The sequence below is a fragment of the Mariniflexile ostreae genome (assembly GCF_042427585.1).
In the GTDB taxonomy this organism is placed as follows: domain Bacteria; phylum Bacteroidota; class Bacteroidia; order Flavobacteriales; family Flavobacteriaceae; genus Pseudalgibacter; species Pseudalgibacter ostreae.
Map to the genome: position 1 here is coordinate 1 of NZ_JBHMFC010000066.1, position 15,511 is coordinate 15,511.

13 protein-coding genes are annotated in these 15,511 nt (G+C 35.5%); 11 read left to right on the forward strand and 2 right to left on the reverse strand.

What is annotated here, in order from left to right:
* From ACFFU9_RS10815 to ACFFU9_RS10855, 9 genes are all read left to right on the forward strand, one after another.
* A partial coding sequence (locus tag ACFFU9_RS10815) for a phage baseplate assembly protein V (protein WP_379861453.1) occupies positions 1-963 on the forward strand: 963 nt, incomplete at its 5' end.
* Positions 964-1,349: 386 nt separating this feature from the next.
* On the forward strand, positions 1,350-2,837 hold the full coding sequence (locus tag ACFFU9_RS10820) for a DUF2931 family protein (RefSeq protein WP_379861454.1): 1,488 nt from the start codon (positions 1,350-1,352) through the stop codon (positions 2,835-2,837).
* A gap of 3 nt (positions 2,838-2,840) precedes the next feature.
* Positions 2,841-4,925: a phospholipase effector Tle1 domain-containing protein gene (locus ACFFU9_RS10825; RefSeq protein ID WP_379861455.1), complete on the forward strand. Its 2,085-nt coding sequence runs from the start codon at positions 2,841-2,843 to the stop codon at positions 4,923-4,925.
* A gap of 19 nt (positions 4,926-4,944) precedes the next feature.
* Entirely contained in the window at positions 4,945-5,679 is a 735-nt protein-coding gene (locus ACFFU9_RS10830; RefSeq protein ID WP_379861456.1) for a hypothetical protein, read from the forward strand.
* Positions 5,680-5,770: 91 nt separating this feature from the next.
* Positions 5,771-6,991 (forward strand): DUF4280 domain-containing protein, encoded by a 1,221-nt coding sequence (locus tag ACFFU9_RS10835; protein ID WP_379861457.1) that lies wholly within the window; start codon positions 5,771-5,773, stop codon positions 6,989-6,991.
* A gap of 97 nt (positions 6,992-7,088) precedes the next feature.
* Positions 7,089-7,292, forward strand: coding sequence for a hypothetical protein (locus tag ACFFU9_RS10840; protein WP_379861458.1), 204 nt, complete (start codon positions 7,089-7,091; stop codon positions 7,290-7,292).
* Positions 7,270-8,205, forward strand: a complete 936-nt coding sequence (locus ACFFU9_RS10845; protein WP_379861459.1) for a hypothetical protein — start codon at positions 7,270-7,272, stop codon at positions 8,203-8,205. Before ACFFU9_RS10840 ends, ACFFU9_RS10845 begins: the two co-directional genes overlap by 23 nt.
* Before the next feature lie 425 nt (positions 8,206-8,630).
* Positions 8,631-10,286, forward strand: coding sequence for an alkaline phosphatase PafA (gene pafA, locus ACFFU9_RS10850; RefSeq protein WP_379861460.1), 1,656 nt, complete (start codon positions 8,631-8,633; stop codon positions 10,284-10,286).
* Positions 10,286-11,095 (forward strand): DNA/RNA non-specific endonuclease, encoded by an 810-nt coding sequence (locus tag ACFFU9_RS10855; protein WP_379861461.1) that lies wholly within the window; start codon positions 10,286-10,288, stop codon positions 11,093-11,095. The genes pafA and ACFFU9_RS10855 overlap by 1 nt, the downstream gene beginning before the upstream one ends.
* 30 nt (positions 11,096-11,125) lie before the next feature.
* Here the strand turns inward: ACFFU9_RS10855 and ACFFU9_RS10860 are convergent, their stop codons facing one another.
* Positions 11,126-11,983: a glycosyltransferase family 2 protein gene (locus ACFFU9_RS10860; protein ID WP_379861462.1), complete on the reverse strand. Its 858-nt coding sequence runs from the start codon at positions 11,981-11,983 to the stop codon at positions 11,126-11,128.
* Between the two features lie 55 nt (positions 11,984-12,038).
* Here ACFFU9_RS10860 and ACFFU9_RS10865 point away from each other — a divergent pair, with 55 nt between their 5' ends.
* Together ACFFU9_RS10865 and ACFFU9_RS10870 are read left to right on the forward strand one after the other, a co-directional pair.
* On the forward strand, positions 12,039-12,911 hold the full coding sequence (locus ACFFU9_RS10865) for a glycosyltransferase family 2 protein (RefSeq protein WP_379861463.1): 873 nt from the start codon (positions 12,039-12,041) through the stop codon (positions 12,909-12,911).
* Positions 12,911-14,371 (forward strand): lipopolysaccharide biosynthesis protein, encoded by a 1,461-nt coding sequence (locus ACFFU9_RS10870; RefSeq protein ID WP_379861464.1) that lies wholly within the window; start codon positions 12,911-12,913, stop codon positions 14,369-14,371. The genes ACFFU9_RS10865 and ACFFU9_RS10870 overlap by 1 nt, the downstream gene beginning before the upstream one ends.
* A 7-nt stretch (positions 14,372-14,378) precedes the next feature.
* Here ACFFU9_RS10870 and ACFFU9_RS10875 read toward each other — a convergent pair whose 3' ends face one another.
* On the reverse strand, positions 14,379-15,437 hold the full coding sequence (locus tag ACFFU9_RS10875; protein ID WP_379861465.1) for a 3-oxoacyl-ACP synthase III family protein: 1,059 nt from the start codon (positions 15,435-15,437) through the stop codon (positions 14,379-14,381).
* Positions 15,438-15,511: the final 74 nt, after the last annotated feature.

The window sequence follows — 15,511 nt, forward strand, 5'->3', positions numbered from 1 at the left end:
AGAGGCCTGTCCGTAGGCAGCGTTATCGATATAGAGACCGCCGTACTGGACGGCATGGCCCGTTTTGCCACCAAAAAGCATGGCAAATATATAATTACCGAGATTACGCATTATGCCAAAGAGGCCCATTATTACACCAACAGCTTTGTGGCCTTACCTGCAGACATTGGATCCTTGCCAGAGCCCGAGGTTGCACTGCCCATCGCCCATACCCAAATGGCAAGGGTGCTGAGCAACGAAGACCCCCAACAAAAAGGCCGCGTGCAGGTACAGATGAACTGGCAATCGGGCGAGATGAAAACCGCATGGATCCGTGTGCTAACACCCGATGGCGGAAGTAGCGACCAAATAAGCACCAACAGGGGCTTTGTGTTTATTCCCGAAAAGGACGACCAGGTACTGCTGGGCTTTAGGTTTAACGACCCTAACAGGCCCTTTGTGCTGGGAAGCTTATTTAATGGGCAGACGGGAGCTGGTGGCAATATAAATAACAATATAAAAAGTATTTATACACGAACTGGTAGTACCATAACGTTTGATGAAGGCGCGTCGAGCATTCTCGTAAAAGATCCCTCTGGTAATACTTGGTTTATGGATGGGAAAGGAAACATTCAAGTTACAGCCCCAAAAAATATGACGATGAATGTTGGAGAAGACTTGGAGATTAGCGTTGGAAAAAACATGAATATTAATGTTGGCAAGAACATGATAACAAGAATTGATAATAATAATGAAATTGCAGTTGGTTCTAACAATACGATGAAAATAGAAAACCTTCATAAACTAACAACAAAAAATTACAAACAAACAGTTACTGAAGACAAAACAGTTGCTATTACAGGCGATCTTAAAGAAAATACAGGAACTACAACACATAAAGCTGAACAAGGGGATATTTTATTTAAAAGTGCAGGTGTTGCAAAAGTTATTGGTGCTATCGATGCTAAAGTAAATAAAGGATAGCTAATGAAAAGTGCTTTGATTACAACCATACTTACTGTCGCTTTAACTATTATGCTGCTCGATACAAGTGGTATTAATGGATTATATTTTTTAATTTTTATCCTTCCGTTAGTAGCTGTACACGTATTTGTAAAGTTATTCGTTTGGGGGATTTTGTTAAATAAATTAGTGTCAGAAATTAATTTGATGAAAAAGCTGTTTTCGGTTATATCACTTTTTGTGACAGCTGTTTGTTATAGAACTAGCTTTTGGTTGGATAGAAGATTTAAGTTAAAGGTATAGTATTTCGATATGGAATATAAAAGTTATGATGTTTACAACACGGGGGCTGCACAAGACGATGAGCCAATAGATATACTAGACTTTAATAAAGACCATATAAACCTATGACACGAGCAAGACATTTACTGGCCCTTTTATTTTTGATTGCACAGTTGATTTCGTGCCAGCAAAATAAGCGGGTAGAAACCCTAACAGCAAACAACACAGCACACATGAAAACAGTTTTTAAATGGCAGGAAGGTATCAACGCCCCATTGGGATACCCTGTCGAAGTCTATAGGGGCGGCCTTGAGGCAGCCGACGGCTATACCAGTCTGTCCATTGGCGTTACCAGTGGGGCATGGGGGGCCGAAGGCTCTGGTATGAGCAATAGTGTAAAGTCCATACCCAAGCGCATACACTGCATATGGGTGGCCTATGCCGAAGACTGTATGTATGAGGTGGACAGTGATATCGACTACGATAAAATGCTGCATTTTTTTAACGAAGGCTTCCCCGTGCTGCGCCGTAGTGGCATTGAAAAGGACACGTACAGCATGATCGTTACGGGCTTTGCCCCTGGCGGCGTGGTGGTTATTTGGCTATATGGCGGCGGCAAGCAGGTTGAAGTGGGCAGGTACCAAGGTAAAAAGACGACGGTACCGGTCAGCGAGATCGACAGGCTGGATAACCATGAGCGATTGCTGTTCGATCCTGTAAATCGTAAACTTATGATGGAAAACGACCGGTTAATACCCGTGGAGGTACAGGCGGCCAATAAAAACAGACCGATTCCCTTTGGCCTGTGGGACAGCTACCGTAAAAAATACTGTTGGCGGCCTACTTTTATAATGCCCGAAGGGGGGAAAGTTAGAGATGCTACAGGTTTTCATATGTACAATGGAGAAAGTGAAACAATGATTGGCGATGTCTTTACAGAAAACAATTATAAAGAAAGAGCGATACCAGATGCCATTAGTATAGGTTGGTGGGACAAATATGGACAAGGCTATGGCGGTGGTGTGAAATTTGATGAACAGGAAATTTTCGCTGCCTTTGCAGAGGTTTTTAAAGACAGTCCTCAAGGCACTGCCGAGATAGAGATTAGAGTAAACCAGGCCAATACCTTGCTCATGGTTACCTTAAAGGGAAATGGCAAGTCAATACCCTTATCTAAAATTAAAATAAAAGCAATAGAATCACGCTCGCTTACAGAAGAGTATAAGTACAATTGGCGCCCTGTTTTTATATTTCCAGAGGGTGGAGAAATACCAGATGAGATTAATTTTAAAACAGAAACTTGGGGAAAGCTTCTTACGAACATTGAATTTATAAAGATGCCTTTTCAACAAAATGCAACAGCACATCGTATAAGTTTTTATTTCTATTTAAATAGCAGTAAAACGCTACGAAAAGGTACTGGTTTAAAATTTGAACAAAAGGAGATAGCCCAAACGTTTCAAAGTATAGAACAGCTCAGTCCTGGCAGCCCGATAGAAATGGAAATAAAAATAGGCAAGGGCTACCATACTTTTACCGTGACCCTTAAAGGCAATGGCAAGGAACTCCCCGTAAAATTTAAAACTTTCGACTTCGACGATACAAAACAATAAACTATGGGAAAATCATTTGTTTACAACACCGGGGCTGCACAAGACGATGAGCCAATAGATAGAATAGACTTAGTATATGGCGTGTTTATAGATGGGACACTTAATAATAAAGACAATACCGATTTACGTAATAAATATGGTCCTGGTTCAGTAGAACCTACCACGGAAACAGAAATAGAAGAAAAAAGAAAATATTTAGAAGCCAGCAAACGCAGCTTTATAGACCGGCAAGGTACAGACAATAGCTATAGTAACGACTATACTAATGTAGCAAGAATGTGGGAGCACACCAATGATGACTACAGTATTTATGTGGAAGGCATGGGGACCCAGAAATCGGAAAGAGATCGTCAGGACGGTTTTGCCTTTGGCTCAGGACAAACCGGCGTTAGAAGCAGAGTACGCAGTGCTTGTGAATTAGTGGCTGAAAAAGCAAAGGGAGAAATAAATGCTATTGACGAGAATGAGATTGGTAAAAAAACCATTAACATCACTCTCGATGTTTTTGGATTTAGCCGTGGGGCAGCCGCAGCGCGTAATTTTGTGTATGAGGTAAAAAAAGCGGAAGGGTATGCCACTGCACGGCAAATTACTAACATGCCCAATGGCCGCTACATGCCAGAACCTGTTCCTTATGGGGGGTACCCAGTTCCCGTTCAACGCTATAGAGAAGCATGGGTAGATGTCGATAATTATGAAATTAACAGAGAATTATTATTAGAAGATAACAGTTTACCCGCCATGGGGCATTTAGGCTATAGTTTATTAGAAAAAACAAATTTAGAGTTCGAAGATTTAGAGCATGTATCCATAAAAGTACGTTTTGTTGGTATTTACGACACCGTATCGTCTTATTACGAAAAAGGGGGTGTTTCAGATCATTATGACGTAGAGGGCAAAGAAAAAGATGAAGGTACCGTAGCTAAGCTTGCAAGTCAAGCCGCTCGTCAAAAATTAAACAAATCCCATTTTAAAAATAATGTAGCCGACCTACAACTTAATAGTATAATTTGCGAAAAATTGGTACACTTTACCGCCAAAGACGAGCACCGACGCAATTTCGCCTTAACCCGTATTATACAAAAACCTGGTAAGGCGATAGAAAAAAACTTTCCTGGTGTGCATTGCGATATTGGTGGTGCTTATTTAACAGATGTAGAAGTGGTAGATGAAATTGAGACCGAGTTTCTTGCAAAAAATTTACTAAAAAGAATGGCCAATATTTCATTGCCGTTATACTTAGAAACAAGTCCGTTAAATAAATTTAAAAAACAGCTAATAAGTGAGTATTGGTATAAAGAAAATGAACTAAAAATTAATTTAGAGGAAATATCTGCAGCTTTCATAGTACGTTACTTAAAGTTAACAGGTACACGCCATGTTAAAAAAGAATACAGTTATATTTTCTTGCATTTTATGGAAGAGTTTGCACGAACTACCGGCATGGATGCTTATTTTAAGAACAAATTAGAGCAACAATACCCTTTAATAAGCACGACACAAGAACCAGATTGGAATAGAATGCTTACAGAACGTCCTCCAAAACGGGATACTTTAGAAAAAATCACGTCATTGCCAACCATTACCGTAACCAACGATTTTCTGGCTAAAGTAAAAGACTATTTAACCCCTTACGTATTTGATGAAGATCATGCTGTAAAAGAATGGGAGTTTATTAGTGATGAGGCTCTAGAAGAACAAAGACAAGAACGCATTAATAAAGAAAAAGCAAAACGCTCACAAGAAAAAATTAGAAAGGAAATAGAGGAAGGCACTTTTTTAAAAGAAGCGCAAACCGTTACACAAGACAACCTCAGAGCAAACCAATATAGGCCGTCTTTAATTATTAAAATGTACGACGATGTAACCCCTCAAAAACAGGAAGAAGATAAACCGTCTCATTTAAAACCTGAAAAAATCGATAAAATTGACGACCCCTATACTATAGTCCTTGATGAAGTGGAAATAACCGGCCATAACTCACAAAAAATGCTGCGCACATTGCGCAGCAACTACTTACATTGGTCATCAAATAGAGATTGGTTTGGTATGGAACCAAACGATGGGAGAAAAAGAGAGATTCTGTAATACATCATGAGCTTATAACATGCAGCATATAAATAAAGCCTATCATTTTCAATTTAATACAAAAATAACAGAGGCATCACATGTTAGAAAAATAAAAACAATACACTTTTTTAGGGACGTAAGCATTACGCTTTTTGCAAACGATGAATTGTTTTTACGGTATCAACTGTTTACTTCAAAAATAACAATAAACAGCAACTATGCATTGCCAAATTGTTACTTGATAAGACAAATGGGATATGTCTTTGATGAAATAGAAATTGGAGTCAATAGACAGAGCGGTTTAATAAAAAAAGTATATAACTTAAAAAAAATACAAGAACGATGGGCCATTATAAAAGCAAAATTAGAGATAGATAATATAGGCGCAATAGTTGAGGCTATGTTTTTAACAATAACGAACGTATTACATAACGAAAAAGAGCTCATTGCTTTTCTTTCAGACTATAAAATGTTTGGGTTGTATTTTTCAAGTATTACAGATGATAGAAGCTTGTTAGAAAAACCTATTAATCAACCCAAAATACTCTCAGATTTCGATAACCATACCATTACCGAGCTTTTTCTGCCTAAAAAAGACAAACCCAATGCCTTTGGTATTTCAGAAAAAATAATCGAAGACAATAAGGTGTTTTTTTTTGACAGGTATTCAGGAGAATTGGAGTATGAAAACAACCAGGTCTATCAAGCTTATTTAGAAGTGAAAAAAGAAAAAACACATATACTTTACTGTGTCAATAGGATAGAGAAGTAGAAAAGACCAGCATAATAGAAACAGATGCCGATTTTGGGTTTAACCCATTTTAAAAGGATTGTAAAATAAAGATAATAAAAACTATAGTTTTATGGGAAGGATAAATAATTGGTTAGAAAATTTATTAATGGGGAGTGATCTAGTTTACACACCACCATCACATGATCAACCGCCTGTAAGTAAGGAATATGAAATAAGCAAGCAACAAAATGAAGAAGCCCGTAAAGAACGTGAAAAGGAAGAACAAGCCGAGGATGACCTAAAAATGGTGATACAGGGCGCTAAACTCCAATGCGCTATGTGTGTAACACCGATAGGCGATTTAATGGTAAATCTTGATACCCCGAGCATACAAGACAAAAAAACAGCCACCATACTAGAAAAAGACATGACCAGTCTTATTTTTAAGGGCAATTGCAAAAAAAGTCCCTATAGCTCTAGCCCATGTGCGAGCGTAATGCAGCTAGGCGACTGGAAACACGTGGGGACTTCGCTAGTGCAAGACCAACCACCTTTACTGCTTAAAAGCACCATTAAATGTAACTATGGCGGTGTGGATATAAAAATAACCGACTGCGGGCAACGCAACGAGCCCGAGGAAATTAATGTGGTGGGGGCACCAGTGCCTGTGTCTGAAATAATTTATGTCAATGGTCATTTTTACAACGAAGACGGTACTTTTGAAGGGAAAGTTGATGAAGAAAAAGGTTCTGGAAGCGTAAGCGATATATATACCTGTACAAAGAAAGAGGCTAAAAAGGATGAAAATGGAATAGAAGTTATTACCTATAAAGATTTTGAAATATTAAAAGAAGAAAGCAATAGGATAACGCATAGTGATTTTTGTTACATAGCTTATATTGTAAGACATGAGGCTGGTAACAATGATTTGAAAGAACTTAAATGCATTGCATTTACAAGTTACAATAGAGCTTTAAAGAAAAAGTCAACTTGGAAAAAATTATTAGCAACTTCATACTCTTCAGTTCCTAATAAAAAAGAGTTGTCTGAAAACAGTAATACTGAAAAAGATAAATTAACGAGAAAAGCACTTTTCTCTGTATTAAATGGAGAAGATGATATCACTAATGGCGCTGAGTATTGGGATGGCACAGATTTTCTTGCTTGGGGAAATTCAGAAACAAATCCATATAATAAATTAGGTCAAAATAAGTTTGATGAATATAAGTTTATTGAAATTCCTAAGGATATATATGATGATTTTGTAGCTGCAAATGGATCTTCCGCGCGATATTCTGATCGAGATAATCATCCAAAGACCGAAGACAAAGGCACACAAACATCAAACTAAAACAAAAAAAGAGGAAATTCTTGATGAAAACGGGAAGTCGGTTTTAGGTGAAGATGGCAAACCAACCTATAGGGAGACAGAAGTTCCAAATAAAATTATGTACTCAATTCCTGCGACAGATTTTACAGATAAAGACAATTGGACTACTGGAAGCTTTTATTATGATACAGGTGTTTCTACTACTTATGGTATTTCAGGAACAGTAACTGCTGGTAAAAGTATTTTTTGGAAACTAACATCAAAGAGACTAACAAGTGATAAAATAATAAGGGAAACAGATGATACTGAACATAACGAATAAAACAAATATTTTTACTTTAGTTTTTTTAGCTTTGATTTCTTCATGCTTAAGCCAAACACAAAACCAGTATACCATTGTTAATGTTGCATCTGTTTATACTGAGAGTGTTATAAATAATGACAGCGTTTCTTCAATTGATAAAATAAAGAGCGTAGAAAATGTAGTTGCGGTGTTTTCTAAAAAAAAAGATACAGTTACAACATATGTTTACGATTCAGAGCATTATCAAGGATCAATAGGCATAAGAAAATTTACTTCGATAAAAACTAATAAAAATAATCGATTTTTTATTTCTGAATTTTTTCGAGATACTGTAAAAGTGTCTTTCGAAGAAGCTAGCAGAATAGGTGTAAATAAAGATATTTACACCGTTAGCAAGCCATACTATTCGTTTCTAAAAGAAAAAATATTAAAAGAAGGTTCAATACTCCATTTTGTAAGTTTAATTAAAGACGGCTATGGCGATTATTGTGCGCTATTTAGCCCCTTGATTGATTACCGTTGGACTAAAACCAGAACTGACGTAGCTTATAAAATTTTACAGGTTTTAGTAACCAATGAAGATTTTCAATCTTCTGATGGCAGATTAAACACTTGGAAAATAGTATATAAAAATGATGCTGCAAAAGGAAAGTATTTTGAGAAATGCTTTTTAGAAGAAAATAAAAAATATAAGGTATATAAAACAGAATATGATAATGAAAGATTTCATGTATCGACAACTGTTTTTAGCAATACAAAAACATTATTAGACTCTGTTTCTGCTTCATGGGAATCTTATGGACAAAATATGGAAAAATATCAAATTGATTATCAGAAAAAACAAACAAAATTAGACTTACTAAAAACACATGAAAACCCGAAAAATTTAAATGAAATTATTAAAATATTAGGAGAAATCAAGACAGACTAATGGATCTTAAAATAGCTTACAGTGCAAACTCCACAATTATTTTATAAAAATCTGTTTCATAATTTTCAAGTCCAATGGAGAGGTTTACGAAGTTTTTGTAAATGCATTTAATGAAACCAATGCAGAAATAAGTTTAGATGACGTGCCATTAATTTACAATACCAATAAGCCTTGGTCTCGTTCGGGAAATACTGGTGGCAGTTATTCCAACAATAATCTTGATGACGCGATTATGGGAATGTGGCCCAATGGACTCGTTCAGCGGATCTGAGACAGGTTGTAAATCATAAAGATAAAAACAAGTTGTTTTGGTTTTATCGAACAACAATAGCTTTATTCATAAGCAACATAACCTATAGTTAATACTATTTATTAATAATCCTGTTCTAATTTATGTATTTTTGAAACATATTAAAATAGCACTCATGAAGACATTAGTTTTAGGTTTATTGGTTTTAGTAACAAGTATATCTTGTAAAGCGCAACAAGATACTTCAGTAGAAATTCTAAATCAGGATAATGAACGTCCTAAATTGGTAGTTGGTATTGTTGTCGATCAAATGCGATACGATTATTTAACGCGTTTTTATAATAAGTTTGGAGATAATGGTTTTAAAAGAATGATGCGCGAAGGTTTTAATTGTAAAAACAATCATTTTAATTATATTCCAACGTATACGGGGCCAGGGCACGCTTCCGTTTATACTGGTACAACGCCAAAATATCACGGCATTATAGGGAATGATTGGTACGACAAAGAGATAAAGGAGATGGTGTATTGTGCAGGTGATGATCATGTGTTACCTATTGGCACAGAAAGCGATGCTGGAAAAATGTCGCCACATAGAATGCTTACTACTACCTTTGCAGACGAAAATCGATTGTTTACACAAATGCAAGGCAAGACCATTGGGGTTTCTTTAAAAGACAGAGGTTCTATATTGCCAGCTGGTCATACGGCAAATGCAGCCTATTGGTTTAATGGTGGTAATGAAGGACGCTGGATTTCGAGTTCATTTTATATGGATAAATTGCCTAAATGGGTGCAGGATTTTAATGGTTCCAAAACCGTTGAATCTTATTTTAAAACATGGGACACCTTTTATGATATCGACACCTATATAGAGAGCGGTAGTGATTTAAATGCGTTTGAAGGTGGATTTAAAGGAAAGGAATCGGCAACATTTCCTTATAATTTGGCCGAATTAAAAGAAAAAAATGGCAACTATAGTATTTTAAGTGCGACTCCTTACGGCAATAGTATAACAGCAGATTTTGCACTAGCTGCACTTGATGGAGAACAATTAGGGCAAGATCATATTACAGACGTGCTTGCTATTAGTTTTTCAAGTACAGACTATGTGGGACATAATTTTGGTGTAAATTCTAAAGAAATAGAAGATGTGTACATCCGTTTGGATAAAGAGCTAGAGCGTTTATTCGATGCTTTTGATGCTAAAGTTGGAAAAGGGAACTACACCGTGTTTTTAACATCCGATCATGCTGCTATAGATGTGCCTGCTTACTTGCAAAGTGTAAAGATTCCTGCAGGATATGTCGATAATAAGGAACGGAAATTGGCATTCCATACTTTTATGTCTAAAAAATATGGAACTACAGATTTGGTTGAAAACATAAGTAACAATCAAATATTTTTAAATCGAGAGACCTTAAAAGCCTTGAATTTGGATTTGGAAACCGTTCAAAAAGCTATTTTAAATGAGCAATTAACTTACGATAAGATATATAAAGCCTATACGGCAACTACTATGGCAACTTCTGAATTTACTATAGGGATTGAGGCTTTAATTCAAAAGGGATTTAACCAAAAACGTTCTGGTGATGTAATTGTGGTAGATCAACCTGGGTTTATTTCATACGGAAAAACGGGTTCTACCCATGGTTCTGGTTTAAATTATGATACCCATGCCCCATTACTGTTCTTTGGTAAAGGGATTAAACATGGCGAAACCTATAAAAAAACAGAAATTACAGATATTGCCCCCACCATGTCGGCGCTTTTAGGGATTAGCTTCCCTAATGGGGCAACAGGACAACCCTTAGAATTTGTTTTAGACTAATGATGAAGCGGTTTTTATATTCTATTATGGCCATTACAATAGGGTTAGTTGTTTATGGTTATGAGTATTTTTTGGATGAAAAGGAAAGAACAAGTGGTGTTGAGGTTGGAAAACAAACTAAAAAATACACCAATACGTTCTTACTTCCTATAAGTACAACGAATCAAATGATCCACCATGAAAATTATTCGCTATCATATAGTGAACCTCATGAACAGGCAGAGTGGGTGGCATACGAATTGAAAAAAGAACATTTAACTAAAACGCGTTTTAATCGCCCTTATTTTGAAGTTGATGAAGCGGTTAAAACTGGAGCAGCACACTGGCGAAATTATAAAAAATCGGGTTATGATCGTGGACATTTATGCCCTGCTGGAGACAGAACATTTAGTAAAGCGGCTTATAATGAAACATTTTTAACTAGTAATATCAGTCCGCAAAGGCATGATTTTAACTCAGGTATTTGGAATACATTAGAACAGAAAGTGCGTTATTGGGCTCATAAATACGATGGTGTTTTTGTTGTAACTGGAGGCGTATTAAAAGGAGAGATGAAAACTATTGGTACGGAAAAAGTTGCTGTGCCCAATCAGTTTTATAAAATCTTAATAGACAATAACACTGATAAAATAAAAATGATTGCATTTCTCTTTCCTCATGAAAACTCTAAAAAACCTTTACATGAGTTTGTGGTTTCTGTTGATAGTATTGAAAAATTAACAGGAATCGATTTCTTTCCACAGTTGGAAGATACTTTAGAAAACAGGTTGGAAGCATCGAGTAATTATAAAGCATGGCGTTTTAATTGATAAAAGATACCATTTAATTTTTAGAAATGCTTATTTGCTTTTTTTTAATTTATTTAACATCCCACGCCATCGTAAATTTCGGATAAATTGCCCCTCCTTTTTAGAGACCAGAAAGGCAACAGCCGCTTTCTTAGCTTTAAAATAACCCGTAAGATAATCTTGAAATAAGCTAAAGCTTTTCTTTTTATAGGCTAGTTTCAAAGCAGAAATGAAAGTGATGGTAAAGCCGTAGCGCATTTTATACATGGCTTCTCCTTGTAGGTGTTTTGAAGCTTTATTATAGCTAATACCTGTGGGTTTTAGATGTTTTACATGTAAAGTTTCATCAGTTAAAACCTCCCAACCATAATACTTGGCCAACAACTCATCTACCGTGTCCCAGCCCATAGATGGTTTGAGTTTACCTATTTGGATAAAGCAAGACTTTCGGTATGCTTTTAAAGCACCTCGAATGTGGTCTTTTCTGGTTAGGTTTTCCAGAATCCATTGGTTGTTTTTTTTAATATAGCAAAAGCCGCTCGCCATGCCAATATGGTTGTTTGCATTAAAATGAATGGCTAGTTGCTCTAAGTAATGGTTAGGGAAAATCAAATCAGCATCAAACTTGCACATTACGTCATAATCATCATCTAAGGTTTTAAAACCTTTATAAAACGCCTGGATAATTTTAGATCCAGGTAAATGTTGGTCTGAAGATTGTGTGTTTATTAAAGAAATCCAAGCATACTTTTCGGCGTATGCCTGAACAATGTTAGGGGTACTGTCAGTAGAATGATCATTAACTACAACCACCTGTTTTGGTATATGGGTTTGGTTTATCAAAGAATCTAAAGTAAGCCCAATAGTGTCTGCTTCGTTATGTGCTGGAATAATTATATAAAACTTCATATTCTGGTTAATAGACGTGCAAATATCTTTATTTTTGTTTGTTAATCTGTATATTTTGCATAAAAACGTTTTTATTATTATTGTTTCCTATAATGGAGAGCCATGGCTTCGGAAAAATTTGGAAAGTATTAGAGTATCCCATTATCCTGTTAAAGTTTTAATGGTTGATAATGCGTCTTCAGATCGCTCCATAGCTATCGTTAAATCTTTTCCAGAAGTTGTGCTTATAGAATCTAAGACGAATTTAGGGTTTGGAAAGGCGAATAATATAGGGATTCAAGAAGCCTTAAAACAAGGTGCAGATTATGTGTTTCTCTTAAACCAAGACACATGGATATTCCCAAATACTATTGAAGAGTTGCTTTCCGCTGTAACATACAGTCGAGACTTTGGTATAGTGAGCCCTCTTCATTTTTCAAGTGATGCGACAATTTTAGATGAAAGCTTTAATACGTATTGGAAGAGAAAAACAATTAGCATCTCCGAAAACTTGGACCAAGTACCTTTTGTTAATGCTGCTGCATGGTTCATGCCACGGTCTGTTGTAGAAAAAGTAGGCTATTTCGAACCCTTGTTCCAACATTATGGCGAAGACCGAAACTATATTAATCGCGTCATATATCATCAATATAAAATCATAATCGCTAAAAATGCAAAAATCTGTCATGATAGAACGATTGTTAGAAATTTTAAAAAAGATTGTATTCAAGGGAGATTTCAAATTTTAAACGCTATTTTAAATATAAATGATACCTTGATATTGGGGTATTGGAAAGGTTTTGTTTCTGTGTTTGGGCTTCCTAAGTACTTTTTTAAATCCTATCCATTTTCAAAAAATGTAAGCTTGTATTTTAATTTGTTGGGTTATTTTTTTAAACAGAAATTTAATGTTTTTTTAATTCTTAAAAAAAGGGCATACTATAAATAATGAAAAGTAGCAACGAACAAAAACAAGTGTTTTGGTTTACCCTTATTAATTATTTGGGTATCTTAATTGGCATTGGATCTACGATATTCATTTATCCAAATGATAAAGAGTTTCTAGGGATGGTTCGTTATGTAGATGCTATCGCGCAGTTAATGTTCCCTATACTGTTATTTGGAGCGGGGCAGTCTCTTATTTACTTTTACCCGTTGGTTAATGAAGAGAACCAAAAAAAACTGTTTAAATACGCGATTAAAAGTATACTTGTAATAAGTGTTAGCCTTGCGTTACTTTTAATTTTGGGAAATTACATAGTGGTATTAGAGAATTATCATTTTGTTTTTTATGCTTTTCCTTTAGCGTTAATTATCGCGTTGATAGAGCTGTTTAAGCGTCAAGCCATAAACTTACAAAAATTATCTGTTCCTACTCTATTAGAGAAAATAATTCCTAAAATAAGCTTCCCTATTATATTTTTAATGTTTTTAGCAGGGTACCTAAACGTCATAGATGGGCTAAAGCTTTTTATTGCATCCTATTTTATAATTATTGTGTTATTGGCGCTTTATGTGTTTAAATATTATAAAGTAAATTCAGATTTTAATTTTAAATCACTCTTTACGCAAATTGATAAAAAAGAATATTATAGATACAGCTTCTATGCGTTTTTAGGAAGTTTTGGGTCTTTTTTAGCGTTTCGATTGGATGTTTTGATGATTCCCGAGTTTCTTTCGTTCGAAGCAAATGGCACCTATAGTATTGGAGTGGCTTTAGTATCTGTTATCGGTATTCCTGCACTGGGCTTGTTCTCGATATATGCACCAATGATTTCAGAACACTTAAAAAACAATGCTATTAATGAATTGGGAAAAAAATATATCGAAACGGCTAAGCTTTTATTTTTTGTAGGTGCTATTTTATATGGTGCTATTGTTTTGGGTATTGATTCTTTATTTATGTTACTGCCAACGTATGATAAATTGGTAGAAACCATTCCGGTTATTATGATATTGGGCGCTAATGTGTTATTTAATATGGGAACTGGTTTTAGCTCTGAGATTATCTCGTATTCCAAATATTATCGTGTTAATATTATGTTGTTATTTGTATTGGTGTTTTTAAATATCTTCCTTAATTTATATGTTTTAACCCAAACCGATTATGGTATTGAAGGGGTCGCTTGGGCATCATTAATTGCTATGGTGCTATTTAATACTATTAAGCTCTATTTTATTCAAAAGAAATTTAAAATCCTCCCTTTTGATAAAGGGTATTTGAAGTTGTTTTGGATTGTTTTTGTAGTAGGCTTAGGACTTTATTTTCTGCCAAAAACGCAAAACAGTCTTATAGACCTTATTTTAAAGTCTGGACTGTTTTGCGTTTTGAACGTTTTTATAGTTTATAAATTTAAACTCATTTATAGCTTGAACTATTGGATAGAGAAGGTGTTAAGAATGAAATAAACACATTCTAGTACCTATAAACAATGGCATTTACATGCATGCCAGCTCCAACACTTGCAAACATAATAACATCGCCCTTAGAAAGGGAATGGCCTTCTAGTTTATTGTTTCGAACCAAATCAAAAAGCGTTGGAACGGTAGCTACAGAACTGTTTCCTAATTTCTGAATGCTCATGGGCATAATGTTCTCTGGAATGTCACAGTCGTAAAGTTTATAAAAGCGTTTTAAAATAGCTTCGTCCATTTTCTCATTGGCTTGATGTACAAATATTTTCTTCACATCCTGAATATCAACACCGCTTTGGTCTAATGCAGATTTCATGGCTTTTGGAACCGTATTAAGTGCGAATTCATAAATTTTACGCCCTTCCATTTTGATATAGCGCGTATCACTGTCCAGTTCTTGGTTGTTTGATTTTCCGAAGTATAAGTAATAGGCCTCATCATAAGTGTAACTACCGGTTTCATGAGATAGAATACCACTACCATCATCTGTCGCTTCAATAATAGCCGCGCCTGCACCATCAGAAAAAATCATGGCATCTCTGTCGTGTTGGTCTACAACTCTAGAAAGGGTTTCGGTACCAACAACTAAACAACGTTTTGCCATGCCCGATTGTATAAAGGCTTTCGCCTGAATAACGCCTTGTATCCAGCCAGGGCAGCCAAATAAAATATCGAATACAACACATTTAGGGTTTTGGATCCGTAAATTATGTTTAATTCGTGTAGCTAAACTAGGTAACATATCACTTTGGACAGTGTTATGTTTTACGTCGCCGAAGTTATGCGCTACAATAATGAAATCTAAAGTTTCAGGATCTATTTTAGCATCGGCAATAGCTTTTTCGGCAGCAAAGAAACCTAAGTCAGATGAGTTTAAGTCATGCTTCGCATACCGACGTTCAGCAATACCCGTAATGGCTTGAAATTTTTTAACAATAACGTTATTAGGGTGGTTTATGGCAGAGCCATCAGTGTTTAGAAATCGATGTTGATAAAAGTTTTCGTTTTTTTCAACTTCAGTAGGGATGTAGCTTCCCGTACCTGTAATCTTTATATTCATAAAACAAAAATGCTATTGGTTATTTTAACTATTCAAATATACTGGCAAATGGATTAATGCGTTTATTTCTTTTA

Coding starts and splice junctions, on each gene's coding strand:
- ACFFU9_RS10820 (WP_379861454.1), top strand. CDS start 1,350: ATGACACGAGCAAGACATTTACTGGCCCTTTTATTTTTGATTGCACAG.
- ACFFU9_RS10825 (WP_379861455.1), top strand. CDS start 2,841: ATGGGAAAATCATTTGTTTACAACACCGGGGCTGCACAAGACGATGAG.
- ACFFU9_RS10830 (WP_379861456.1), top strand. CDS start 4,945: ATGCAGCATATAAATAAAGCCTATCATTTTCAATTTAATACAAAAATA.
- ACFFU9_RS10835 (WP_379861457.1), top strand. CDS start 5,771: ATGGGAAGGATAAATAATTGGTTAGAAAATTTATTAATGGGGAGTGAT.
- ACFFU9_RS10840 (WP_379861458.1), top strand. CDS start 7,089: ATGTACTCAATTCCTGCGACAGATTTTACAGATAAAGACAATTGGACT.
- ACFFU9_RS10845 (WP_379861459.1), top strand. CDS start 7,270: ATGATACTGAACATAACGAATAAAACAAATATTTTTACTTTAGTTTTT.
- pafA (WP_379861460.1), top strand. CDS start 8,631: ATGAAGACATTAGTTTTAGGTTTATTGGTTTTAGTAACAAGTATATCT.
- ACFFU9_RS10855 (WP_379861461.1), top strand. CDS start 10,286: ATGATGAAGCGGTTTTTATATTCTATTATGGCCATTACAATAGGGTTA.
- ACFFU9_RS10860 (WP_379861462.1), bottom strand. CDS start 11,983: ATGAAGTTTTATATAATTATTCCAGCACATAACGAAGCAGACACTATT.
- ACFFU9_RS10870 (WP_379861464.1), top strand. CDS start 12,911: ATGAAAAGTAGCAACGAACAAAAACAAGTGTTTTGGTTTACCCTTATT.
- ACFFU9_RS10875 (WP_379861465.1), bottom strand. CDS start 15,437: ATGAATATAAAGATTACAGGTACGGGAAGCTACATCCCTACTGAAGTT.